At 46.1% G+C, this 24,548-nt stretch carries 17 protein-coding genes; 13 read left to right on the top strand and 4 right to left on the bottom strand.

What is annotated here, in order from left to right:
• Positions 1-65: 65 nt before the first annotated feature.
• Positions 66-653: a GTP cyclohydrolase I FolE gene (folE, locus tag BLR32_RS00380; RefSeq protein ID WP_089828265.1), complete on the top strand. Its 588-nt coding sequence runs from the start codon at positions 66-68 to the stop codon at positions 651-653.
• Positions 654-916: 263 nt separating this feature from the next.
• Here folE and BLR32_RS00375 read toward each other — a convergent pair whose 3' ends face one another.
• Positions 917-1,351 (bottom strand): hypothetical protein, encoded by a 435-nt coding sequence (locus BLR32_RS00375; RefSeq protein WP_089828264.1) that lies wholly within the window; start codon positions 1,349-1,351, stop codon positions 917-919.
• Positions 1,352-1,567: 216 nt separating this feature from the next.
• Between BLR32_RS00375 and fabD the strand changes: the two genes are divergently transcribed.
• Positions 1,568-2,461: an ACP S-malonyltransferase gene (gene fabD, locus BLR32_RS00370; protein ID WP_089829842.1), complete on the top strand. Its 894-nt coding sequence runs from the start codon at positions 1,568-1,570 to the stop codon at positions 2,459-2,461.
• Positions 2,462-2,505: 44 nt separating this feature from the next.
• Here the strand turns inward: fabD and BLR32_RS00365 are convergent, their stop codons facing one another.
• Entirely contained in the window at positions 2,506-2,970 is a 465-nt protein-coding gene (locus BLR32_RS00365; RefSeq protein WP_089828263.1) for a GNAT family N-acetyltransferase, read from the bottom strand.
• Between the two features lie 85 nt (positions 2,971-3,055).
• Between BLR32_RS00365 and BLR32_RS00360 the strand changes: the two genes are divergently transcribed.
• The 4 genes from BLR32_RS00360 to BLR32_RS00345 all read left to right on the top strand — a co-directional run bounded on the left by BLR32_RS00360 (position 3,056) and on the right by BLR32_RS00345 (position 8,201).
• On the top strand, positions 3,056-3,550 hold the full coding sequence (locus BLR32_RS00360; RefSeq protein WP_176842111.1) for a DinB family protein: 495 nt from the start codon (positions 3,056-3,058) through the stop codon (positions 3,548-3,550).
• 48 nt (positions 3,551-3,598) lie between these two features.
• Entirely contained in the window at positions 3,599-4,294 is a 696-nt protein-coding gene (locus BLR32_RS00355) for an NUDIX hydrolase (RefSeq protein ID WP_089828261.1), read from the top strand.
• A gap of 92 nt (positions 4,295-4,386) precedes the next feature.
• Positions 4,387-6,333 carry an ATP-binding protein gene (locus tag BLR32_RS00350; protein WP_143011307.1) on the top strand — a complete coding sequence of 649 codons (1,947 nt, stop codon included), beginning with the start codon at positions 4,387-4,389 and terminating at the stop codon, positions 6,331-6,333.
• Positions 6,330-8,201 carry a sensor histidine kinase gene (locus tag BLR32_RS00345; RefSeq protein ID WP_089828259.1) on the top strand — a complete coding sequence of 624 codons (1,872 nt, stop codon included), beginning with the start codon at positions 6,330-6,332 and terminating at the stop codon, positions 8,199-8,201. Before BLR32_RS00350 ends, BLR32_RS00345 begins: the two co-directional genes overlap by 4 nt.
• A gap of 45 nt (positions 8,202-8,246) precedes the next feature.
• Here the strand turns inward: BLR32_RS00345 and BLR32_RS00340 are convergent, their stop codons facing one another.
• Positions 8,247-9,245: a beta-ketoacyl-ACP synthase III gene (locus BLR32_RS00340; protein ID WP_089828258.1), complete on the bottom strand. Its 999-nt coding sequence runs from the start codon at positions 9,243-9,245 to the stop codon at positions 8,247-8,249.
• Positions 9,246-9,383: 138 nt separating this feature from the next.
• Here BLR32_RS00340 and ruvA point away from each other — a divergent pair, with 138 nt between their 5' ends.
• From ruvA to BLR32_RS00305, 7 genes are all read left to right on the top strand, one after another.
• Positions 9,384-9,971 (top strand): Holliday junction branch migration protein RuvA, encoded by a 588-nt coding sequence (gene ruvA / locus BLR32_RS00335; RefSeq protein ID WP_089828257.1) that lies wholly within the window; start codon positions 9,384-9,386, stop codon positions 9,969-9,971.
• A 39-nt stretch (positions 9,972-10,010) separates the two neighbouring features.
• On the top strand, positions 10,011-17,246 hold the full coding sequence (sov, locus tag BLR32_RS00330; RefSeq protein ID WP_089828256.1) for a T9SS outer membrane translocon Sov/SprA: 7,236 nt from the start codon (positions 10,011-10,013) through the stop codon (positions 17,244-17,246).
• 245 nt (positions 17,247-17,491) lie between these two features.
• Positions 17,492-17,854: a hypothetical protein gene (locus BLR32_RS00325; RefSeq protein ID WP_089828255.1), complete on the top strand. Its 363-nt coding sequence runs from the start codon at positions 17,492-17,494 to the stop codon at positions 17,852-17,854.
• A 212-nt stretch (positions 17,855-18,066) separates the two neighbouring features.
• The gene (locus BLR32_RS00320) at positions 18,067-20,349 is read left to right on the top strand and encodes a TonB-dependent receptor (protein WP_089828254.1); all 2,283 of its coding nucleotides are present in this window, start codon (positions 18,067-18,069) and stop codon (positions 20,347-20,349) included.
• Between the two features lie 5 nt (positions 20,350-20,354).
• Positions 20,355-21,563 carry a sialidase family protein gene (locus BLR32_RS00315; protein ID WP_143011306.1) on the top strand — a complete coding sequence of 403 codons (1,209 nt, stop codon included), beginning with the start codon at positions 20,355-20,357 and terminating at the stop codon, positions 21,561-21,563.
• A gap of 318 nt (positions 21,564-21,881) precedes the next feature.
• Positions 21,882-22,259, top strand: coding sequence for a type II toxin-antitoxin system MqsR family toxin (locus BLR32_RS00310; protein WP_089828252.1), 378 nt, complete (start codon positions 21,882-21,884; stop codon positions 22,257-22,259).
• Between the two features lie 6 nt (positions 22,260-22,265).
• A complete protein-coding gene (locus BLR32_RS00305) occupies positions 22,266-23,279 on the top strand; it encodes a type II TA system antitoxin MqsA family protein (protein ID WP_089828251.1) in 1,014 nt (337 codons plus the stop codon).
• A gap of 504 nt (positions 23,280-23,783) precedes the next feature.
• Here BLR32_RS00305 and BLR32_RS00300 read toward each other — a convergent pair.
• Positions 23,784-24,539 carry an SDR family NAD(P)-dependent oxidoreductase gene (locus BLR32_RS00300; protein WP_089828250.1) on the bottom strand — a complete coding sequence of 252 codons (756 nt, stop codon included), beginning with the start codon at positions 24,537-24,539 and terminating at the stop codon, positions 23,784-23,786.
• Between the last annotated feature and the right edge of the window lie 9 nt (positions 24,540-24,548).

Genomic DNA, 24,548 nt, shown 5'->3' with positions numbered 1-24,548 from the left:
GCGATGATGTCCCATACCATGGGTATTCAGGAATTGCCGATTATTAGACTAAGTTAATTATAGTAATGGCTTACAATAAGATAGAAACGTATGATGAAAAGATAACGAATGAGCTTATTCATCATTACAAGAGCAGCATAGAATTATTAGGCGAAGACGCATCGAGAGAGGGATTATTGAAGACGCCGGAGCGTGTAGCCAAAGCAATGCAATTCCTCACAGAAGGCTACCAGATGGATGCGAAAGCTATCCTGGAAGGAGCCAGGTTTACAGAAGCATATAGCGAAATGGTGATCGTAAAGGATATCGAACTGTATTCCCTTTGCGAACATCATATGTTACCTTTCTTTGGGAAGGCGCATATCGCTTATATTCCTAATGGGTACATTACCGGTCTGAGCAAACTGGCCCGTGTTGTGGATGTGTTTGCGCGCAGGCTGCAGGTGCAGGAGCGTATGACGCATCAGATCCTGGATGCTATCCAGGAAACGCTGCAGCCGTTGGGAGTAGGGGTAGTGATAGAAGCGCAGCATCTTTGTATGATGATGCGTGGTGTGCAGAAGCAGAATTCTGTGACGACAACGTCTGCGTTTTCAGGTCAGTTTGAAGATGGGAGGACGCGGAATGAGTTTATGCGTTTGATTACGAAGTAAGTTTGATAAAAGAATTGCGAACCGTTTGGCTTTAGTCAGGCGGTTTTTTTTATTGGGATAAAACTACATCGCTTGTTACAGATCGCGAGCCTATATTGGTTTAACATAGTTGATACCCTGAAGTGTAGACAGAGCTTGTCCTTTGTTAATGGCATGCTGAATCCGTCTGTTATTTTTGGTTGGATGATTTGTATTTCCTTCTTTTTCATAGAACAGAAAGTTAACAAGAAGCTGCCGGAAAGCTTCCATTCATTTTATTCATTTCACCTCAATACATTCACCGCTATTTCATACACCCGCTGACAATAATCGCTATCCTCAATAACAGCCGGCAGTACCAGCGTGTAACTCCATGTATCCCTTAGTATCAGCACGGAAGAATAAGGATCGATCGCCTCTTCCACATCATCTTCTATCTTCGTCGTGATCTCTACATTATACTCCAGCCGGTGCACTCTCCTGGCAAGTATGACGAAGCAACCTTCCCCGCGTTCATTCACCGCGTACCCGTTCTCCAGGTATTCCTGGAAAGTCTTTTTATCTTTCGCGAGAACGTACTCATATACTTCGTCTTCCACGACCTCCACCTCTTCCACAATGAGATGTGCATCGCGTTTTTTCAGATCGTCAATAAAAGCCGGGAAGAATTCATTGAACTCTTTATTCGAAATAATGGTGTAATCATTTCCTGTTATCATTGCAGTAAGTATTTTAATCCCTGTTAAAGAATCTACTGAACGGATCGAAATGCTACATGGAGATAAGGTCAATGCAAGTTAAACAACCGGAGCAAGAATACCCTCTTTTTTAGGCGGGATTTTGATATATCACAAAGAGTATGAATATTTGCAATCCAGTTACCAAGATATATGTAGAAATATTAATGCATGTGTCAGGTACGTAAACCAAATCAGATGAAACACGCTTACGTTTTTCCAGGACAGGGTTCTCAGTTCCCGGGTATGGGCAAGAATCTGTATGAGAGCAATCCTAAAGCAAAAGAGCTTTTCGAGAAAGCCAACGAAATTTTGGGCTTCCGTATATCAGATATTATGTTTTCCGGTACCGAGGAAGACCTGAAACAGACGAAAGTGACGCAGCCAGCAGTGTTCCTGCATAGTGTGATCGCTTTTCTGTGTGCAGAGCCTGCGGCAAAACCAGATATGGTTGCAGGACATTCCCTGGGTGAGTTTTCGGCGCTGGTGGCCAATGGCGCACTGACCTTCGAAGATGCATTACGCCTGGTATTTATACGCGCTACTGCCATGCAGAAAGCCTGCGAGCTGCAGCCATCCACTATGGCGGCTGTATTGGCGCTGGATGATGCAAAAGTAGAGGAGATCTGTGCTGCAGTAAGCGCAGAGACAGGAGAGGTAGTGGTGCCTGCCAACTTCAACTGTCCTGGCCAGCTGGTAATTTCCGGTTCCATCAAAGGTATTGATGTAGCCTGTGAAAGAATGAAAGCGGCAGGTGCTAAAAGAGCCCTGGTACTGCCTGTAGGTGGTGCATTCCACTCCCCGCTGATGGCGCCTGCCAAAGAGGAACTGAAAGCGGCTATTGAGAAAACAACTTTCAGCACGCCGTCCTGCCCGGTATATCAGAACGTGGTGGCTAAGGCGGTTAGCAGTCCGGAGGAGATCAAGCAAAACCTGATCGATCAGCTGACTGGCGCGGTACGCTGGACACAGTCCGTACAGGCGATGGTAGCTGACGGTGCAACGACATTTACAGAAGTCGGTCCTGGTAAAGTATTACAGGGACTGATCGTGAAGATACAGAAGGATGCCGTGGTGAACGGGATCAGCTAATCTGAAAAAGGGATCAGGGACATTATTCCTGATCCCTTTTCCTTTTAAAAGTCGATGCTGGCATTCCACCACTCAGGGTCGAAGCTGGCATTTAGTTTCTTATAGAAGTTGATAGCAGGTTCGTTCCATTCCAGTACCTGCCAGTTCATGCCTTTGAACTTTTTTTCCCTTACTTCCTCGAACAATCTTTCAAACAACATATTGCCTATACGTCTGCCTCTGAAGCTCTCTGTTACGATCAGATCTTCCAGGTATAATCTGCATCCTTTCCAGGTAGAATAACGGATATAATAAAGCGCAAAACCGACAATCGTTTCTTTTCCATCTTCTGTATGTACGGCTGCAAATGCTTTCCAGACAGGGTTCTTGCCGAATCCTGCATCTTCAAACTCCTGGAGTGTTACCGTTACTGCCTCGGGTGCTTTTTCATATACTGCCAGCTCCTGTATGAGCTCCATTATTCTCGGACAATCCTCTTTTCGTACGTCCCTAATAGTAATTTTTTCCATGTTCCTTCAGGATTATTTACCTGCACATGCTGGCAGGTGCGATAATTTTGGTATTTTGGTGAAGATAGTAACTAAAATTATATCCATGAAGGATATCCTGCTCAGCTATGCAGCTTATAACCTTTGGGCTAACAATAGGATAGCGGATGTATTGAAAAAGTTGCCGGATACACAGCTGGACCAGGAAACAGGCAGCAGCTTCGGAAGTTTACGCAAAACGGCGTACCATATGTGGGATGTTGAAAGCTTGTGGTACCAGCGTTTACACCTGGTGGAACAGGCGGTCAAACCCTCTATAGGTTTCGAAGGCACGTTTTCGGAAGCGTGCGCCCGCTGGCAGCAACAGTCTCAGTTGCTGGCCGACTGGGTAAAACAGGTGCAGCCTGTCAGGCTACAGCATGTGGTGGCTTATTACGATACCCGGAAACAATATTGTAAATCAACCGTTATAGAAATACTGATGCAGGTATTTAATCATGCCACGTATCATCGCGGTCAGCTGGTAACTATGTTGCGGCAGGCCGGTATTAATAAAATTCCCGTTACTGATTACAGCGAGTTCGCAAGAAGCAGAAAATAGTAGCATCTTTGCAGCTGTTCAGCACAAGGCAGACAATCAATTATTTCAATGAATGCACAATCATTTTATGCTAATGTACCGCAACACCTGGTAGCAGTAGATTGTATTATTTTTGGGTTCGAAAACAGTAAACTGAAGTTGCTCATCATGCAGCGAAAAGTAGATCCCATGCAGGGCGAATGGTCTTTAATGGGTGGTTTTCTCCAGAAAGATGAGAGTGTGGACGAAGCTGCCGCGCGGGTATTAAAACAAACCACGGGACTGGAAAACATCTACATGGATCAACTGGCCTGTTACGGAGATGTAGGCCGTGACTCAGGCGCCCGGGTTATATCTATGGCGTATTATGCCCTGATCCGCATCCGGGAACATGAACATAATCCTACCCAGCAATACAGCGCACATTGGCTGGAACTGCATCAGATCCCTAACCTCATCTTCGACCACCGCCAGATGATCGCTGACGCGCTGAAGAAATTGAGAGATAATGCTCATTTTCACCCTATTGGTTTTGAGCTGCTGCCCGAAAAGTTCACGCTTTCCCAGTTACGTAGCCTCTATGAGGAGATCTTCCAGCATGAGCTGGACAAGCGTAATTTCCGTAAGAAGATCCTGTCTATGAACATATTGGAGAAACTCGACGAAAAGGATAAAACGACCTCAAAGAAAGGAGCGCACCTGTACCGGTTCGATAAAACGAAATATGAAGATTTGAAAAGGAGAGGGCTGGTGTTCGAAATATAACAGTATCTTGTAGCGGAAAGCAGGCGAAATCATTATAATACATCTGTTTATTATTGTACATCTTCCGTAATAAGAACGTACTCATCAACCTCATGATAGTCATTTCCGGGTGCTTTGTCCGGCAGGAAACTGTTTACGCCCAAAAAGGTGTTATTTCCAGCCTGCAGGCCACCGCGGCAAAGACTACAGACAGCATCCGGTATGTGGATCTGATGAATCAGCTCGCCGGCCAGTTCCAGCACATCCAGCTGGATACCTGTTTTATTTACCTCTGTAAAGCCCGCGAAGTAGCACAAAGGCTTAAGTATGTGAATGGGGAGGCCGCCGCTTACCGCGGCCTGGGAGGCTATTATGCCTACCGGGACAACAGCTATCTTTCTTTCCGCTTTTACATCGATGCCCTGAACCTGTACAAAGAGCTGGGCGACAGTGCGGGCATCTGCCAGACCTGTATGCACCTGGGGGTATATTACCAGTTTGAAAAACAGTATGAGGAAGCTGACGGATACATGAAACGGGCCCTGGATATCGGCAGACGCCTGAAAAATGATAGCCTTCTCATGGCCCTGCGGGCCAATTGTTACTTTATTTACATCAGTAACTTCCGCGCGGGACGGAGTAGTGACCTCTTTGACAGGAAAAAGGCTATCCGGGCATTGACTACCGCACGTCAGATGGCTACCAGGGCAGGAGATGAACGGTTGTTGCTCTATACCGGCATGCTGCAGGCGCAGGAGTTGATATACAGCAAGACCGCCGAGGCGGAGGGAGTGGCTAAACTCATTGCCCTGGTGGCCGAGGCAGAGAGAAAGGGATATGTATATCATGCCATGTATGGCTCGTCACACCTCGTTTCTTACAAGTCACGCAGCCATCAGGCGGATTCCACCATCTTCCGGCGACAAATGGTGCGGCTGGCACTGGAAGGAGGGTACCGGGAACTGGCCCTGCCAGGGGTAGCAAAACTATACGCCTGGTATGATAGTCATAACAAGAGCGATTCTGCCCAGTTCTATGCGGCTGCCATGCTGGATATCATGGAAAGGGAGGAACAAAGCAAAACGCAGGGAGAGCTGGATTACATCGACTATTACATGCAGGAGAAAAAGCTGCGTGCCTTACAGCTGCAGCATGATTATCAGCAGCAGCTACTGGATAAGAAGGCGATGGAGAGCCGTGGCAGGTATGCGGTCATTATCTTTCTGACCATACTGCTGGTATTGACGGTATTGTTGCTGGTGGATGTTAACCGTTCCCACCGGCGCTCCCGCCGGAATGCTATCCAGCTGGGAGAGAAGAACCGTGAAATCAGCGAAAAGAATGCTTTATTGCGTACCAATGATGATTTTAAGAATAAACTGATCTCCCTCATTGCACATGACTTCCGTGTACCGCTGAATCACATTATCGACATCACCAATCTGCTGAAAGATCAGTCCCTGGCTTATGATGACGCCACAGACCTGTTCCGGAAGCTGGAAACCAAGTCGCAGCAAACCCTGCATATTTTTGACAGCATCCTGCGCTGGATCAGGTCGCAGCTGAGCGGTTTCGTATATACCCCGGTGGTTTGCCGGCCGGCTGCTATGATCAGGGAAGCAATGGAGGTTTTGAAGGATGATTATGTGGAGAAAGCACTAACCATACAGCTCGATATTCCGGAGGACCTGGACGTACTGGCCGATCGGGAAATGCTGCAGTTCGTACACCGGAACCTGTTACACAACGCGGTGAAATTCAGTCCGGTGCAGGGTAATGTGTATATCAGGGCTGCAGTGGAAGGCAACAAAGTCACTATTTCAGTCAGTGATGAAGGGAAAGGCGTAGACCCTGGTGTGCTGCATCACCTGTTCGAATACCGTAACAGGGAAAAGGACCGCGGCAGAACAAATGGTGGCGCCGGACTGGCACTTATCATCTGCAAGGACTTTATGGATAAAATGGGGGGCACTATTCAGGCAACCAATAACCCGGAGAGCGGCAGTACATTTTCCTATACATTGCCATTTGCCAGAGAGAGCATAACGAGAGAACAGTGAAAAGAACATGGATACATATCATACCCCTGCTGATTGCCTGCCTGATGGCCGGAAGGCCGTTGTTTGCCCAGGATAAGGTCATCCGCCAGTTACGGGCCGACCTTTTACGGCAGCCGGATAGTACCGGCTATACCGATGTCTTGAACCAGCTGGGCATGCAATATCATCTGAGTAATACCGACAGCTGCTTCTGGTATGCTGTAAAAGCCCGTGACATAGCTTCCCGCCATGGATACAAAAGGGGCCTGGCCGGCGCCCTGAATAATCTAAGCATCTTCTACGCGCTGAAGGCCAATACCAAACAGGCTATCGAATATGGATTCAAAGCGTTGTTGCTGTATCGTGAGCTGGAAGACCAGCCCAACATCTGTCAGCTACTGATGAATCTCAGTGTATTTCATGACTTCAGTGGCATGAAACCGGAATCCAATCAATATCTGTACCAGGCAATGGAACTCGGAAAAACGCTGACACAGGATTCTATTTACAGCCTGGTGCTGATCAATTATGCCATCCGTTTTGAGCAGGACAGTACGCGGAAGGACTCTGTGAAATGGGCATTGGGAAAGTCAAAGGAAATTATCCGTAAGTACCCCGGCGCCCGGGAAATTTACTATATACAGGCATTGGAGGCCGATGAATGGATGAAGGAGGGAGAAGGAGCAAAGGCAGTACAGCGGATCAATGAGCTGGCGGATAAGGCGTTAAAAGAAGGCCTGGTGGTAGTGGCCATTGACATGCTGGATCATATTGACACATATAGGCAGAACGGTTATCCTGCTGATGCCATACCTGCCAGGGAAAAGGCCTTCGCCATAGGTCAGCAGGCGGGATACCTGAACATGATGCTGCCAACTATTGCCAGCCTGTACCGCTATTATGCCAGGAGTAATAACGAAGCGAAAAAGTCCTATTATGGCCGGGCACTGTCGGAACTGGTAAGAAAGCGGCTGGAAATGAAATCCAGCAACTATATGAACTACCTGGATTATTTCCTGAAAGAGCAGGAGCTGAACGAGTGGCAGCTGAGCAATAAGGTACAGGAACAGAAGATCAACAAGGCCAATATGAAGCGGAAGAGCCGCCAGCAGCTGATTGGGTTTATGGTAGGCGTACTGCTGCTGATGGGAGGTTTTACCTACGCCCGTTACCGGTCTTATAAGGAATTGCGCCGGCAGGAACGTTTACTACGGGAAATGAACGACGCCATTTCTGAAAAGAACCAGCAGCTAAGCATCCACGACGATTTTAAGAATAAGCTGATCGCCATCCTGGCGCGGGATTTCCGGGAACCGTTGAATGATATTATCCGGGTATCGGCCCTGTTCAGGAATAAGGATATGGACCAGGCCTCCCTGCAGCTGATCATTGATGAAGCCGTTGTCTCTTCCCGGAAAACACTGGTCATTTTTGATAATATTCTGCGCTGGATTAAATCACAGCTGTCAGGTTTTGTCTATAATCCCGCTCCCTGCGATCTGCTGCTGCTTTTTGAACAGGCCATGCACCATATTGATCAACAGCGGATACGGTTGGAAATCTCTTCCGGCTTATGTCTGGCAGGCGATCAGGAGATGTTGCTGTTCATTAACCGCAGTTTGTTGCATTGCGCAGTAAAGCTATCAGGAGAGGGGCCGATAGTAGTGCGTGCTGTACAGGATGAATTGGTGAAGGTGGAGGTGATATGTACAGTAAGCTCAGTTACCCCACAAATGGCGGCTCACTTGTTTGAATACAGAAGGGGGGATGATTTGTCGGTAACCCTGGTGATCTGTAAGGACTTCATGGACAAAATGGGAGGACATATCAGTGCAGAGGTACAGGGAGTGCAACTGAGGCTGGGGTATATTTTGCCTTCATTCAATTAGGCCAGGAATTAAGAATGCTCAGTTCCTAATTCCTGGCCGTTTTAATTATTTCGGATCGTAAGCCCACTTCACATAGCTGGCACCCCAGGTAAAGCCACCGCCAAAGGCAGCCAGTACCAGGTTGTCACCTTTCTTCAGTTGCTTTTCGTAATCCCAGAGGCAAAGTGGTAACGTACCTGCGGTAGTGTTACCATATCGCTGAATGTTCATCATGATTTTTTCTTCCGGGAGACCCATACGGGAAGCAGTAGCATCGATGATACGCTTATTGGCCTGGTGAGGCACCAGCCACGCTACATCATTGGCAGTAAGGTTGTTACGCTGCATAACGTCATGTGCTGCTTCTGCCATGTTGGCTACGGCATATTTGAACACCATTTTACCTTCCTGGTATACATAGTGCTCCCTGTTGGTCACACTTTCAATGCTGGCAGGCTGTGCGGAGCCGCCGGCTTTCATGTGCAGGTACTCACGGCCATGGCCGTCGCTTTTCAGGATGCTGTCGATCAGGCCCAGGCCTTCGGTATTAGGTTCCAGTAATACGCCTGCGCCGCCGTCGCCGAAGATGATGCAGGTAGTACGGTCAGTATAGTCAATGATGGAGCTCATTTTGTCAGCCCCGATCACCATTACTTTCTTATAGCGTCCGCTCTCGATGAAACGCGCACCTGTATCCAGGGCATAGAGGAAACCGGAACAGGCTGCACTGATATCAAAGCCGAAGGCGTTTTTAGCTCCTATTTTATCAGTTACTATGTTGGCAGTAGCCGGAAACACCATGTCTGGCGTAACTGTGGCTACAATCAGCAGGTCGATCTCTTCCGGGCTGATCCCTCTCTTACGGCATATTTCCTGTGCCACAGGTACACATAACTCCGAGGTCCCCTTACGCTCTCCCTTCAGTATTCTTCTTTCCTTGATCCCTGTACGGGTGATGATCCATTCGTCTGTTGTATCTACCAGTGTTTCCAGTTCTTTATTAGTGAGCACGTAGTCAGGTACATAACCACCTACCGCTGTAATAGCGGCCGTTATTTTGTTCATATTAATAAAATAGATGTTTTAAACGAGGCGTAAAAATACATAAGAATTTGTAAATGTAAGTATAAGGTTACTTACTGCCCTGTTCTTGCTAAATTTTTACTAGGTTTGCCGAACATTAGAAACATTTTATCTTCCTGTATGATTGCTTACCTCAACGGAAAACTGTCCTATAAATCCCCTGCTTTGGTATATATTGATGTTCAAGGGGTTGGATACGAAGTGCAGATCAGTCTTAATACCTACTCCCGCATACAGGGACTGGAAAATTGCAAATTGCTGACGTATCTGCATATTAAGGAGGATGCACATACACTATATGGTTTTTTTGACGAAGCGGAACGTCATATGTTCCTCCTCCTGATAGGCGTCTCGGGAATAGGCGCCAATACCGCCCGGATGATGTTGTCTTCCCTGCAACCTGAAGATATTCAACGGGCTATCGCTATGGAAAACGAAAAAATGCTTGAAAGTATAAAAGGGATCGGCGCTAAAACGGCAAAACGGGTAATTCTGGAACTAAAGGATAAAATCAGTAAAACGAAAGATACCGGTCTTCAAATATCTGTAACTCCAAACAATACAATGCAAGATGACGCGTTAAATGCATTAGTCACTTTAGGAATCGCCAGAAATGTGGCCGAACAAGCGATCAATAAGGTGTTAAAAGCTGAACCACTATTGCAAGACCTCGAAGCGCTGATTAAAAAGTCGCTGAAAGGTCTATAAATTATTTATTACCCTGACCTCTATAAAAACCTATTTCTCTTGTCAAGAAAGACATATTATGGTGCTATTGCAGTAATAGGAGTTGTTTCGTTATTTATTTTTGACACTGCGGCAAGGAATCGTTCGGGTTATTCTAACAACTATACTAAGAAATACTGGCAACCAGACTTCGTCACACCAGCGGCAGCAGATACCGTTAAAAAGGATACGCTAAAGTTTCCGATAAAAGATCGTTACGGTACCAGTATTACAGATCCTGTCAAGAATCAGATAGATTTAAAAGATCCTGCAGGTTTATCCCGTACTGTTGATTATGATCCCGTCACCCGGCAATATACAGTAACAGAAAAGATTGGCGACCACTACTACCGCAATCCAACCTATCTCAGCTTCGATGAATTTTATAAACTCCAATCTGCTAAGAGTGAGGAGGACTACTGGAAAAAAAGGGCCAGTACCCTCGGATCGCTGAACCAGAAGGGAGACGGGCCCGAATTGTACAAAGGCAGCAAGCTGTTTGACAGAATATTCGGTGGTAATAAAGTGGATATCAAACCTCAGGGTAGCCTCGAACTGACCTTCGGTTATGAAGGCCAGAATATCAAAAATCCGGTACTCACAGAACAGGCCCGTAAAACGGGAGGTTTCGCTTTTGATATGAATATCAATATGAACCTGACCGGTAAGATAGGGGACAAGCTGAAACTCATCACCAACTTCAATACACAGTCTACTTTCGACTTTGAAAACCAGATCAAACTGGAATATACCGGTTACGACGATGAGATCATCAAAAAGATCGAGGCAGGTAACGTGAGCTTCCCCCTGCGTAGCTCACTGATATCCGGGGTGCAGTCCCTGTTTGGTATCAAAACCCAGCTGCAGTTTGGCCGTCTCACGGTTACCTCTGTATTGTCCAACCAGAAATCACAGAAGCAGAACCTGCTGATCAAAGGTGGTACCCAGGTACAGGACTTCACCCTGAAGGCCGACGAGTATGAGGACAACCGCCACTTCCTGTTAGGTCAGTTCTTCCGCGATACATTCAATAACGCGGTTGCCAACCTGCCCATCATACAGTCGCTGGCATATATCAACAGGATAGAGGTATGGGTAACCAACAAAACGGGTGCTACCACCAATGCAAGGGATATCGTCGGTTTGATGGACCTTGGTGAGTGGGATCCTTTTAACCAGACTTATAAAGTACAGAATAGTTCCAAACTCACCGACAACAGGGCCAATACGCTCTACTCTACGGTGATCTCTGACCCGGCCAGCCGTTACACGGGAACGGTCGTCAGTCGGCTACGAACCCTGAATATCGAACCGGTCCAGCAGTATGAAAAGACTTTCGCCCGAAAACTGGACTCTACGGAATATACGCTCAACAGGCAGTTAGGCTTCATCTCGCTCAATCAGCAATTGCAGGCGGATGAAGTTTTGGCCGTTGCATACCAGTATACTTATAACGGCCGTGTGTACACTGTGGGTGAATTCTCCCAGGATATTCCACCTGACCAGAATAATAGCGTCAACCAGCGTATCCTGTTCCTGAAATTGCTGAAAGCTACGTCCGCACGTCCAAACCTGCCTATCTGGGACCTGATGATGAAAAACATCTATTCCACAGGCGCTTACCAGATCAACAGGGCTGACTTCAAACTGGATGTTTACTATAAAGACCCGGGTACAGAATCCCGCGCACCAAGTGATAAACGTTACCTGCCGGATGCCCAGGGTATCTGGGAGGGCGCTCCGCTCATTACCATCCTCAACCTGGACAGGCTGAACAACCAGAATGACCCGCAGCCGGATGGTGTGTTTGACTACGTGGAAGGGTATACTATCAATTCCCAGACGGGACGTATCATGTTCCCGCAACTGGAACCATTCTCTCAGGGTATCAGAAAAGCTTTCGGCGGCAATGCTGCGCTGGAAAAACAGTATCTGTATAAGGTGCTGTATGATTCCATTAAAGTGGTGGCGCAGCAGTTCCCGCAGTTGAACCGCTATGTTTTGAAAGGGTCGTATAAGTCTGCCAACTCGTCCGAGATCCAGCTGGGAGGGTATAATATTCCTCCGGGCTCTGTAACGGTGACTGCCGGCGGACAACAATTGCGCGAGAACGTAGACTTTATCATTGACTATAACCTGGGCCGTATCAAGATCATCAACGCAGGTATCCTGAACTCGGGGGTGGCCATTAATGTGCAGTTTGAAAACAATGCGGCCTTTGGCACCCAGGTAAGGAACTACTTTGGTACCCGCTTTGACTATGTGGTGAACGACAACCTGACCCTGGGATCTACCATTGCCAGGATGAGTGAACGCCCTTACTACCAGAAAGTGAACTACGGTGAAGATCCTATCAAGAATACCGTGGTGGGCTTTGACGTAAACTATAATTCCCAGTGGAAAGGATTGACCCGTTTCCTGAACAAACTGCCTAATTACCAGAGCAATACACCTTCCAATATCATGTTCACCGGTGAGGTGGCCAAGTTATTCCCCGGCCACAGTAAACTGGTAAATGCGGCAGGTACCGGCCAGGGACAGGTCTTTATCGATGATTTTGAAGGTTCCCAGAGTGGTTACGACCTGAAGTTCCCGGCTACTGCCTGGGCACTGGCGTCTACACCAAAAGATGCAGTAGACAGCTCTGGAAGGCCACTGTTTCTGAATGCAGACAAATCCAATGATCTGGCTTATGGTCATGACAGGGCGAGACTGGCCTGGTATATCATTGAGCCTACCCTGCAGATCCCGAAATCGCCTGCATTACCGACTGGCATTGATGAAAACCAGCAATCCGACCCACGTGTGCGCCTGGTATATCAGAAAGAGGTATTTGCGAACCGTTCTACTGATTTTGGTCAAAGCCAGTTAAGTACACTTGACCTGGCCTATTATCCGAGAGAAAGAGGTCCGTATAACTTTATTGCCAATAAAGATAGTGTTGATGCTGATGGTCACCTGACACACCCTGAAAAGGCATGGGGTGGTATCATGCGTGCTATCGATAATAGTGACTTTCAGACACAGAATGTTGAGTTTATCGAATTCTGGATCCAGGATCCTTTTATTAAGGATCCGAACAGCACCGGTGGTCAATTGTACTTTAACCTCGGTAATGTGTCGGAAGACATCCTGAAAGATTCCCGCAAGTTCTTCGAAAACGGATTGCCTAATCCGACTACGGACCTGAATAAAACAGATTCTTCTGTCTGGGGCCGTATTCCGAAATTCCAGCAACAGATCACCCAGGCATTTGATAATGATCCCGAGATCCGCCGTTACCAGGATGTGGGTTATGATGGTTTGCAGAGTGGTGATGAGAAGACCTTCCACAGATCATATCTTGATGAGCTGGCGAGAAACTTCGGATCGAACTCCAATATTTACAAGCAGGCACAGGGAGACCCGTCCAATGATGACTACAGGCACTACAGGGATTATACCAATACCACCATCCTGGAACGCTACAAGTTATATAGCAATCCGGAAGGTAACTCCCCGGTTTCACAGAATACCACTTACTCAACCGCAGCTACGAACATTCCTGAATCGGAAGACCTGAACAGGGATAACACGCTGAATGAAACAGAGGAATACTTCCAGTACCGTGTGAGCCTGCGTCCAAATATGACGGTAGGTACTAACTATATTGTAGATAAGATACCGGCGGAAGTAACGCTGGCAAATGGACAGAAGACTATTGAGAACTGGTACCAGTTTAAAGTGCCGATCAGCAGTTTTAATGCGAAAATAGGTAGCATTCCAGACTTCAAATCCATCCGTTTCATGCGTATGTTCCTGACTGGATTTAAGGATACTGTGGTGGTACGTTTTGCGAAACTGCAACTGGTGCGTAACCAATGGCGTCAGTATGACTATAAACTGCAGCCGGGCGATCCTATTCCGAACGACGGATCAACTACTTTCAATACATCTGCTGTAAATATTGAAGAAAACTCTTCCCGTAAGCCTATCCCGTATACACTGCCTCCGGGAGTTGTGCGTCAGAATACCGTGAGCACCAACAGCACCGTGCTGCAGCTGAACGAACAGGCGATGTCTATCCAGGTGTGTAAACTGGAAGACGGAGATACCCGCGGCGTATCAAAGAACCTGAACATGGACCTGCGTCAGTACAAACATCTTCAGATGTACCTGCACGCAGAAGCCTCCGACGATCCTAACGGACTGAAAGATGGCGACCTGCGCGCTATCGTTCGTATGGGTAGTGACTTCGTGGAAAACTACTACGAATATCAGATACCACTGAAGGTGACCAGCTGGGGAGGTTCTCATACAGCGTACGACATCTGGCCTGAGATCAACGACATGGACCTGCTGCTGAGCAAACTGACCCAGTTGAAGCAGAAGCGTAACCAGTGTGATACCTGCTCTCCTTTAAGAGCATATACCGAGCAGGATGAAAAAGGTAACTACCTGAGCGTGATCGGTAACCCGAACCTGGGTGATGTAAGAACGATCATGTTGGGTGTGACCAACCCGAAAGATGATGGTCTGCCTAAATGTGGTGAGGTATGGTTCAATGAATTACGTCTTTCCGGTCTGGATGAAAAAGGCGGTTATGCCGGTATGGGCCGTGTAGATATGCAACTGGCAGATCTGGGTACTATCAGCGTGTCAGGTAACATGCACACGGCGGGTTTTGGTAACCTTGACCAGCGTGTGAATGAACGTTTCCGTGATAACTACCTGCAATACGATGCGGCTGCCAACCTGGACCTGGGTAAACTGCTGCCGAAGAGAGCCAGTCTCTCCATTCCTGTATACGCCGGTTATTCAAGGGCTGTCAGCAGACCAGAATACGATCCATACGACCTGGATATCAAACTCAAGGATAAGTTAAGAATGGCCCGCAGTGATTATGAGCGCGATTCTATCCGTAAAGCTGCTGAAGACTTTACCTCTATCAAGAGTCTCAACTTTACCAACGTGCGTCGCATGAACCTGAACAGGAAAAAGAACCACCTCTGGGATATTGAGAACTTTGATATCAGCTATTCCTATACACAGACCTCCAGCCATAGTCCGATCATTCAAAGTGATGAACTGACAAAACACCGTGGTGGCCTGGGATATACCTTCACCGGTCAGAGTAAGTTCATTACGCCATTCAAGAAACTGTTCAAGGCGAAAACACCATGGCTTGACCTGATCCGTGACTTTAACTTTAACTATATACCATCACTCATCAGTTTCAGGGTAGACATTACCCGCCAGTTCGGTGCAACACGTATCCGTAACGTTGGAGGGGATGGTACATACAAACTGCCGGAGACATATAACAAGTACTTTACGTTTGATAGGTATTATGGTCTGAAGTGGGATCTGACAAAGAGCCTCAGTATAGACTTCAATGCGGTAAACAACGCCCGTATTGATGAACCAAAGGGCCGTCTGGACTCCAAGGAGAAGAAAGACAGCTTATGGAGCAATTTCTTCAAACTGGGTAGAACCACCAATTACTACCATACCGCCAACATCACTTATACACTGCCAACAACCAAGCTGCCTTTGCTGAATTGGACGAGCATTGCCATAGGGTATTCAACTGACTACCGCTGGACGGGTGCTTCCCTGCTGGCAAAGTATCTGGGTAATGCGATCGAGAACTCGAATCAGAAGACCGTGATGGCGGAATTCAAGTTCTCTGAGCTGTATAGTAAATCGGCCTTCCTGCGAGCCATTACGGGTACGCAACAGAAGAAAAAGCCACAGCCGAACAATAACAACAGACCTGGCACTGCCGGCAATCAGAAACAACCGGCCAAGCAGGATGTTACACCGGAAATATCGCCTATCCTGAAAGCGGTGATGAAACCGTTGCTGTCAATAAAACGTGTCAGTCTGGACTATTCTGAAAATGGTAGTACCCGCTTACCAGGTTATATCGACAGTACCAAAATACTGGGTATGAACTGGGCCAGCTGGGCGCCGGGCGTACCATTCGTGTTTGGTAAACAACCTGATAAGGCATGGCTGGACAACTTTGCGAAGAAAGGCCTCATCACACCTGATACTACTTTCAACATCCAGTTCCAGCAGCAATTCACACAGCGCTGGCAGATACAGGCACAGCTGGAACCAGCTAATGACCTCCGGATCGATCTGAGTATGACCAAGTCGTTCACCAAGACGCATACGGAGCTGTTCAAGAACATGTCTGATTCCGGCTTCCAGCACCTGAGTCCTTATGACGCGGGCGGATTTGAGATCACTTATATGGCTATCAAAACCATCTTTGGAGGTATTGATAAGGAATCTGGGACGACGCAGACTTTCAAAGACTTTGAGCGTTACCGTCAGACGATCTCCAATCGCCTGGGTGCGCTGAACCCTTATAACAGTGATCCTGGAGTACCTACTAACAACCCGAAAGATCCGACTTACCGTTATGGTTACGGACGTTATGCACAGGATGTACTGGTGCCGGCATTCCTGGCCGCTTATACCGGCAAGGATCCTGAGAAGATAGGCCTGCTGAAAAGCGCCGGTTTATCTAATGTTCGCAGCAATCCTTTCAGCAATTATATACCTCGTCCGAACTGGCGTGTGGCTTATAACGGATTGACCAAACTGGAACCATTCAAGTCTATCTTTACCAACGTATCGCTTACACATGCGTATGTAGGTCGTCTGAGTATGAGCTCGTACAATACAGCCTTGCTGTATGAAGATCCGCGTCTGGCAGGTTATCCTGGATTTATAGACACCGTATCTGGCAACTATATTCCGTACTTCCTGATACCAAACATCACGATGACGGAAGAGTTCTCGCCATTAGTAGGTGTGGATGTGACTTTCACCAACAGTCTGAACCTGCGTGTGGAATTCAAGAAGAGCCGTTCACTCAGTCTCAGCCTGATCGACTACCAGCTGACAGAGCTTCGTTCTACTGAACTGACCCTGGGAGGTAGCTACCGTCTGCGTAATGTGCAATTTGCGTTCCTGGGCCAGCCGAAAGACGGCAAGAAGGTGCAGAATGACATGAACTTCAGGCTGGATATGAGTTTCCGTGATGACAAGACGGTGAACAACAGGCAGGATGCTGACCTGGTGATACCGACAAGCGGACAGAAAGTGATCGGTATATCGCCGTCTATTGACTATGTGCTGAACAACCGTCTGAACCTGCGGTTCTTCTACGACCGAAGGCAAACCATACCGGTTATTTCCACTGCTTACCCGATTACCAGTACCAGAGGCGGATTGACATTGCGATTTATGCTGGCGCAGTAACAGCGTTTTCAATATCATTTTTCAGAGGGGTGTCTCAAACAGAGGCGCCCCTCTCTGTTTAGACCCTTGCAGTTTTGTATGTTTCGTCTATGGTTTATCACGTGGTGCCCAGTTTTATGATTACCTGCAAATAGCCAGGATGTAACTAGCATATGAAGCAACTCAGTTAGGAACCAGGATCTCCTCCGAACATGATATAAATCATTTGCAATTGGGTAAGTCTTGAGCTATTTTTGCTGCAGTAAATGAGATATTTCTTCGTCATATCAGTATTCCTGGGTCTGCTGTTGCAAAACTTCAGCCAGGTGGTGATTATGGTGAAGTATAAGATTGATCAGGCATATATTGCAAGTGTATTATGCGAAAACAGGGACAAACCTGACATGCACTGTAATGGTAAATGTTATCTCAGGAAGAAGTTGCGCCAGGATGAACAGCAGCAGCAGAATGGCACAACAGGTAAGGAAAAGTATGAAGTGTCTTTTGTGAATGCGCTACAGGAGTTTGACTTTACCCCAATTGCTCCTTCTTCAAAACTCATCGTTTATTATCAGGATCCTGAACTGCATACTCCTTTATTCTCTTTCTTTCACCCACCCCAGGCTTAGTTCACGTCAACCGTACAATTACAGCACATTTATTGTGATGCATTTCATATGAGCTATGGCACGGCATACAGCTGTGGCTGGTTTCATTGATCTTCATTCCTTCTATTACTTATTGACCACTATTGTCCGTGATGGCAATTGTACCGGCAGTGATATTACATCGCCTGTCACGCAGTTGTATGCCCTATTGCGGCAGTTGAACTTTTGCACCCATGAAATATTTAATACTGATAATAACAGGAGTATTGTTTTTTGTACAATCACATGCGCAGATGCAGGGCCGTGTGATTGACGCGCAGACAGGAGAAGTATTGCCAGGCGTCACCGTGCAGTTGATGCACGCAGGCAAAGGTTGCCTGACAGATGCAGCAGGCCGTTTTACGCTGCAAGGCAATAAAGCGGAAGATTCTATTAAAGTATCTTTTGTAGGATATCAGCCACAAAAACTGGCAGTAAAGACACAAGCGCCATTCATTGTTTCACTGACACCAGATGTTGCCAGTCTGAATGAAATAATAGTAACCACCAGCCGCGACAAACAATCCCGCACCGATGCACCGGTGGCCATTAGCACTATCTCTACACAGGAGATGAGAGATGCCAAAGCTACTTCCCTGGAGCAGTTGCTGAACAAAGTCAGCGGAGTGTATATGGTCGATCTGGGTAACGAACAGCATACGATGGCTATCAGGCAGCCAATCGGCTACAAGAGCCTCTTCCTGTACCTGGAGGATGGTATTCCTATCCGCACCATCGGCGACTTTAACCACAATGCACTGATCGAGATCAATATGGCGGCATTGCGCAATATTGAAGTTGTAAGAGGACCTGCATCTTCCTTGTATGGTAGTGAAGCGGTGGGGGGAGCTGTCAATTTTATCACCGCAGCACCATCTCTGAAACCTACCGCCAGGATACAGGCAGAGATCAGTGACAGGGGATATAAGCGTACTGATTTCAGCGCTTCCAGTACATTTAACAAAGTAGGTCTTAGCTTCGGTGGTTATTATGCAGATCAGCGCAATGGCTATATGGACCACAGTGATTTTCATAAACTGGCATTTACGCTGAGGGCAGATTACCAGATCAATGAACGGACAAAGTGGATTAATTCCGCTACACTGACTGATTATTACACCGACCAGGTGGGAGGATTGGACAGTGCTCATTTTTATGGAAAAGATTACCGCAATTTCCAGACGTTCTCTTATCGCAAGGTGAATGCGTTCCGCTACAGAAGTACGCTGGAACACAGCTGGAGTTCAACAGACAGAACTACGGTGACTGCATTCTTCCGTAACAACAGCATAGGACAGAATCCATTTTATGCCATTAAAAACAACTTACAGAATCCCCTGAAAGCTAGTGGTGAAATCAATGACGACAGCTTTAACAGTTATGGATTGATCATACAGCACAAGAAGCAATTCCCATGGCGGCATGCATCTTTAATTGCAGGTGTGAGCGCCGATTACAGCCCTGCGGCTTATTACTCAGAGTTTATTGATATTACCCGTGATGCTGCTGGTTATTATACAGGTTATACAAAGAAAGATTCGTTGCTGACGGATTATAATGTAGGCCTGCTGAATACCGCTGCCTATGCACAGTTTGACATGGAATTGCTGCGTGGTATGAAACTCGTAGCAGCGCTCCGTTATGACAGGATGGATTATGATTTTGATAATCATCTTACACCTTCTGCGTTCACTGGTGCTCCTGATGATCGTAACAACTTCAATGCACTGACGCCAAAAGTAGGGCTGACATACGACTTTGGAATGAACCGCGGTATGTATGCCAATTACAGTGTTGGCTTTGCGCCGCCTAATATCTCTGAACTATACAGAGGTGTAAAAGTACCGGTGCTGGAGCCTGCTACTTATCGCAACTATGAAGCAGGTGGTTGGTTTGGTTTTGCCAATGATAAAGGATATGTGGATATAGGTATCTATGATATGCAGGGCACGAATGAGATTATCAGTGTAAAACTGGATGATGGCTCTTATGAAAACCGCAATACCGGCCGTACTACACATAGAGGAATAGAATGGAATGTGCGCTATTCGCCAATACGTTCTATATGGATACGTTGCAGCGGTCAATATGCAGAACACTTTTTCAATCAGTATGTGGAAAAAGGAGTGAGCTATAATGACAATCAGATGGGTGGTGCGCCTAAAGTGATCACTAATACAGAGATCACCTGGAAGCCTGCTTTTCTTCGGGGTTTCCGGCTGGCAGGAGAGTGGCAGCATGTGAGCCGTTACTACATGGATCCGCAGAATACGCAGTATTACGGCGGCTATGATCTCCTGAACTTCCGTACAGGTTACAGCTGGAGGAAATTCGAATGCTGGCTGAACTGTCGCAATGCTGCGGATGCGATCTATGCTACTACTGCGGAGAAAACAACTTACAGCACTACTTACAGACCAGGTCCGAAACGTACTTTCAACATAGGTGTTGCTTATACATTTAATGGTAAAAACTAACGAAGATGGGAATGAGACAATGGATGATATTATTGGCGATGTGCACTGTAGCATGTAACAATCCGGAGAAGAAGATACAGGTATTATCGCATGCTACGCAGGATGCTTCATGTCCTTATCTGACAACTACCACAGATGGTAAGACTGTTATCAGTTGGGTGGAGGCGCCTGCCGGTGCTGATACCGGCACACTGTATTATGCAGTATCTGATGATAAGGGTAAGACGTTTTCTTCGCCGCAACAGGTGCCTACTGCCAACGGTATATTGCCGCATGCAGAGAACATGCCTAAAATGGTATTTAAACCCGACGGAGAGATCATTGCTATCTACGGAGTAGAACAGAATGACCCACGTAACAAATATGCAGGAAGGGTATTCTATACACGTTCTTTGAACGGAGGGAAAAACTGGTTGCCCGCACAGGCCCTGGTAACAGATACCGGCAGTTATGATCAACGCTACTTTGATATCGCGTTGTTACCTGATGGACAGGCCGCCGCTATCTGGCTCGATAACAGAAAAGATGTGGATGCGGAAGGTTCTTCTCTCTACTTTGCTGTTACCGATGGTCATGAAGGTTTTAAACAGGAAAGGTCATTGGCGGAAACAGTTTGTCAATGTTGCAGAACGGATCTCTATACAGATGGAGATGGCGGTATTCATATCGCTTTCAGGGATATTATCAATGATTCTATCCGCGATATGGTGCATATGGTATCAACAGACAGAGGCGCCTCTTTTTCAACAATGAACAGGATCAGTGCTGATAACTGGGTAGTGAGAGGTTGTCCGCATACCGGACCGGCTATGGTGAAGAACAAAGAAGGGATGCATTTTGCCTGGTTTACCATGGGAGGAGGAGAAGGGGTTTATTATTGTCAGTCGGCGGATAATGGTCAGACTTATACCCATAAGCAGAAGGTAAGTTCTGTACCACTTGCGAAACATCCGCAGATCACAGCACTGGCTGACAATAAGGTCATGCTGGTATGGGATGAACCGGTAAAGGTGAAAAATACGTTTAATAGCCGTGTAGGCTTTCAGTTGAGGGACGGTGCAGGGAAGGTGCTGGATACAGGGGTATTGACGCCTGATTCGGTGTATGCGAGTTATCCGGTGCTAAAGGGATTGGATGAGAGGACAGTGTTGGTGGCGTATACGCAGCGGGAAGGGGAGTTGCAGCAGGTGAGATGTATGGTGGTGGTGGAGTAGGGACCTCATAAAAAAGGGCTGGCAAAAAGGATTTTTTACTTTTTGTCAGCCCTTTTTTATGCCTATAATAGGAATAATTTATTCGGAAGCGGTTTGAACGACTACGTTGTTATTGTACAGATGAAATATTTCTCATGTTAATTTATTGACATTATTATTAGTTGATTGTAAGATATTTGAAAATAATGCTAAATCAGAAGTTTGTTTTATAAAAAAACGTTAACGTTGTTTTATTTTTTATCTTTGTAGTGATTAGTTTTTATTAAACCTTAAAAGAGATACTAATGCCACATCACCAAAACTTAAAAAGAATTAGACATGTATACGTTAGACAGCTCAATGCAGCCAGTCAAAACAGTAGAGGATGCAACAGCTCTTTTGAAGGATATCAAAAAGATCATTGCTACCAACAAGATTTGGTTTAATAATCGTTCAGCAAAGAACACGCAGAGTTTAGCTAATCTTGGGATCACGGTAGCAATGCAAATAGAAATTATTAAAGATCTGGCTCCCACAGATTATTATTGTGGACCAGAACCCGACGAAAAATATCCAGATAGGGCCGTTGCAGTATTTGGTTATGATTTCAGAGGAACAGAGTTATATATAAAATTTTCGATTGGATTGGATGGTACAGCAGTTGTTTGTTTATCATTCCATGAATCGGAGTATCCTATGCAATACCCATTTAACTAATTATTTATGAAAAGTCCATATACAGGAAAAGAAATGGTACGGCGTTTACGCGCCGAGACGATAGATTTCCGCAAGGAATCTTTCTCCATTCTTTATCACTTTTATTGGGACGAGGAAAGTGGAGAAGAGTTAACTGACGAGGAGCTGGAAAACTTGAATTTAAATCAGGTATATAATCAATACCGCGAAAAGTATAACCTTCCCTTTCCTGACCAAATAAAGGAGATAAGGGATAAGTACAGCTTAACTCAGACTAAAATGGCAGAGGTCTTAGGGTTTGGTGTTAATATGTATAGACAATACGAAAATGGCGAAATACCTAATATATCCAATGCGAGACTCATCCAGCTGGCAGAAGATCCTGCGGAATTCAGAAAGCTTGTCAATACCTCTATCAACGTCCTGGATGATAAAGCACTTAAGGAGGTAAATACCAGAATTGACACGTTATTGATTGAACAGAATGACTTTCACTTTAATGGTCTGCCTCAATACCTCATGTCGGGAGGTCATACTGATAAAGTAACTGTCTATACCGGATATAGAAGGCCAAGTTTAAGGCGTCTTACAGAAATGATAGTATTCTTTGCTTCTGAACTTAAGCCCTGGAAAACCCAATTAAATAAGCTTCTTTTTTATGCTGATTTCTATCACTACAAGAAAACAGCTTATAGTATTAGTGGTGCTGAGTACTATGCGATTCCAATGGGCCCTGTGCCAAACAATTTTAACAGCATCTTTGAGTATGTGGCACAGAAGGAGGATGTGACTATATGTTATCACGAGTTTCAGGAAGGAAGATACGGAGAAGAATTCTTACCAAGAGAAGGTAGAAACTTTGAAGCCCGTCTGTTCTCTAAAGAAGAACTTGAAACATTGAAGGCTGTTAAGTCAGCGTTGGGTAGGAAGCAGACCAAAGAAATTATTGACATAAGTCATGATGAACTTGCATGGAAAGAGAATATCGGTACCAAAGCTAAGATTAGCTATAAGTACGCTTTTGATTTGAAATATATGTAAAAGCCAGATCGAATGTGGATAGGTGTTGGCAATGGTAAGTGTAAGGGTCATACTACAGCGGAGAAACAGCAATGATGTATGGAGAAGTCTTAATAAATCAGAAATAGCTCATAAAAAAATCCCGCCGGCTTACACCGGCGGGATTAGATTCATTTCTCAGTAACTAAAAGCTCCGGCCCAATCCTGGCGAGTAGCCCAGCGACCGTAGTTATTCCTTTTAGATCTGTCGGAGTAGAAGCGCCATTCTGCTTTCCACCTGGGATAGTAAAGGCGCAACAAATACAGTGTTGCAAATGTAAGCATAGGGATATGGTTTTTTAGGATAGATAGTCGGCATCATCAAAACGTTAAAATAGTTAGTTAGTGTCACCTCCGCGTGGAGGTATAAAGCAGCACCCCTCAATTACTTACATCACACTTAGCCCCTCATATACGTTAATTGTTTCAAATATAAATACAAAAGAGCTTATTTGGAATAACATCTATGTGTTATATGAGTATTTTTTACTCTTTATCGAAGTAATAAGCGTTCGCCTGCTGCACACAAGTCATCACCAGATCGTTGATGCATACATGTGGGGGCAGCGTAGCGCAATAGTAGATGGTATCTGCTACATCCTCGCCTGTCAAGGGCTGGAAGCCTTTATAGAAGTTATCCGCCTTTTCTTTATCGCCCTTAAAACGTACTTCTGAAAACTCGGTAGCTGCCGCTCCGGGATGCACCGCCGTTACTTTGATACGGTAAGGAAGCAGGTCAATACGCATACCTTGTGAGATGGAATCTACCGCAGCTTTAGTAGCACAGTATACATGTCCTTTGGCATAGACCTGTTTGGCCGCCGTAGATCCCAGGTTAATGATATGGCCTTTCCGTTGTGCCTTGAGCCAGGGAATCACCACTTTGGATACGTATAGCAGCCCTTTCACGTTGGTATCGATCATTGTGTCCCAGTTAGAGACGTCGTCGTCTTCTATGGTGCTTAATCCGAGTGCAAGTCCGGCGTTATTGATAAGAATGCTGACAGCCTTCCAGTTGTCAGGTATATTGCCTAATACGTTACTTACAGCCTGCTGATCTCTTACGTCAAAACAAAGGGGGAGTACGGCAATCTTATGTTCCTGCTGCAGCTGTTGCTGTAATGCTGTTAATCTTTCCTGTCTTCTTCCGGTGATAATTAAATCATATCCATTCGCTGCGAACTTCTTTGCGCAGGCCTCACCAAAGCCAGAGGTAGCTCCGGTAATTAAAACTATTGCCATAATCCGATT

It is taken from the genome of Chitinophaga filiformis (assembly GCF_900102545.1).
In the GTDB taxonomy this organism is placed as follows: Bacteria; Bacteroidota; Bacteroidia; order Chitinophagales; family Chitinophagaceae; genus Chitinophaga; species Chitinophaga filiformis.
Note: the sequence above shows the minus strand (reverse complement) of the source record. Positions and strands in the feature narration are given on the sequence as shown.

Coding starts and splice junctions, on each gene's coding strand:
- BLR32_RS00305 (WP_089828251.1), top strand. CDS start 22,266: ATGAAAAGTCCATATACAGGAAAAGAAATGGTACGGCGTTTACGCGCC.
- BLR32_RS00325 (WP_089828255.1), top strand. CDS start 17,492: ATGAGATATTTCTTCGTCATATCAGTATTCCTGGGTCTGCTGTTGCAA.
- BLR32_RS00375 (WP_089828264.1), bottom strand. CDS start 1,351: ATGATAACAGGAAATGATTACACCATTATTTCGAATAAAGAGTTCAAT.
- BLR32_RS00300 (WP_089828250.1), bottom strand. CDS start 24,539: ATGGCAATAGTTTTAATTACCGGAGCTACCTCTGGCTTTGGTGAGGCC.
- BLR32_RS00350 (WP_143011307.1), top strand. CDS start 4,387: ATGATAGTCATTTCCGGGTGCTTTGTCCGGCAGGAAACTGTTTACGCC.
- BLR32_RS00360 (WP_176842111.1), top strand. CDS start 3,056: ATGAAGGATATCCTGCTCAGCTATGCAGCTTATAACCTTTGGGCTAAC.
- BLR32_RS00310 (WP_089828252.1), top strand. CDS start 21,882: ATGTATACGTTAGACAGCTCAATGCAGCCAGTCAAAACAGTAGAGGAT.
- fabD (WP_089829842.1), top strand. CDS start 1,568: ATGAAACACGCTTACGTTTTTCCAGGACAGGGTTCTCAGTTCCCGGGT.
- BLR32_RS00315 (WP_143011306.1), top strand. CDS start 20,355: ATGGGAATGAGACAATGGATGATATTATTGGCGATGTGCACTGTAGCA.
- BLR32_RS00320 (WP_089828254.1), top strand. CDS start 18,067: ATGAAATATTTAATACTGATAATAACAGGAGTATTGTTTTTTGTACAA.
- BLR32_RS00365 (WP_089828263.1), bottom strand. CDS start 2,970: ATGGAAAAAATTACTATTAGGGACGTACGAAAAGAGGATTGTCCGAGA.
- BLR32_RS00340 (WP_089828258.1), bottom strand. CDS start 9,245: ATGAACAAAATAACGGCCGCTATTACAGCGGTAGGTGGTTATGTACCT.
- ruvA (WP_089828257.1), top strand. CDS start 9,384: ATGATTGCTTACCTCAACGGAAAACTGTCCTATAAATCCCCTGCTTTG.
- BLR32_RS00355 (WP_089828261.1), top strand. CDS start 3,599: ATGAATGCACAATCATTTTATGCTAATGTACCGCAACACCTGGTAGCA.
- folE (WP_089828265.1), top strand. CDS start 66: ATGGCTTACAATAAGATAGAAACGTATGATGAAAAGATAACGAATGAG.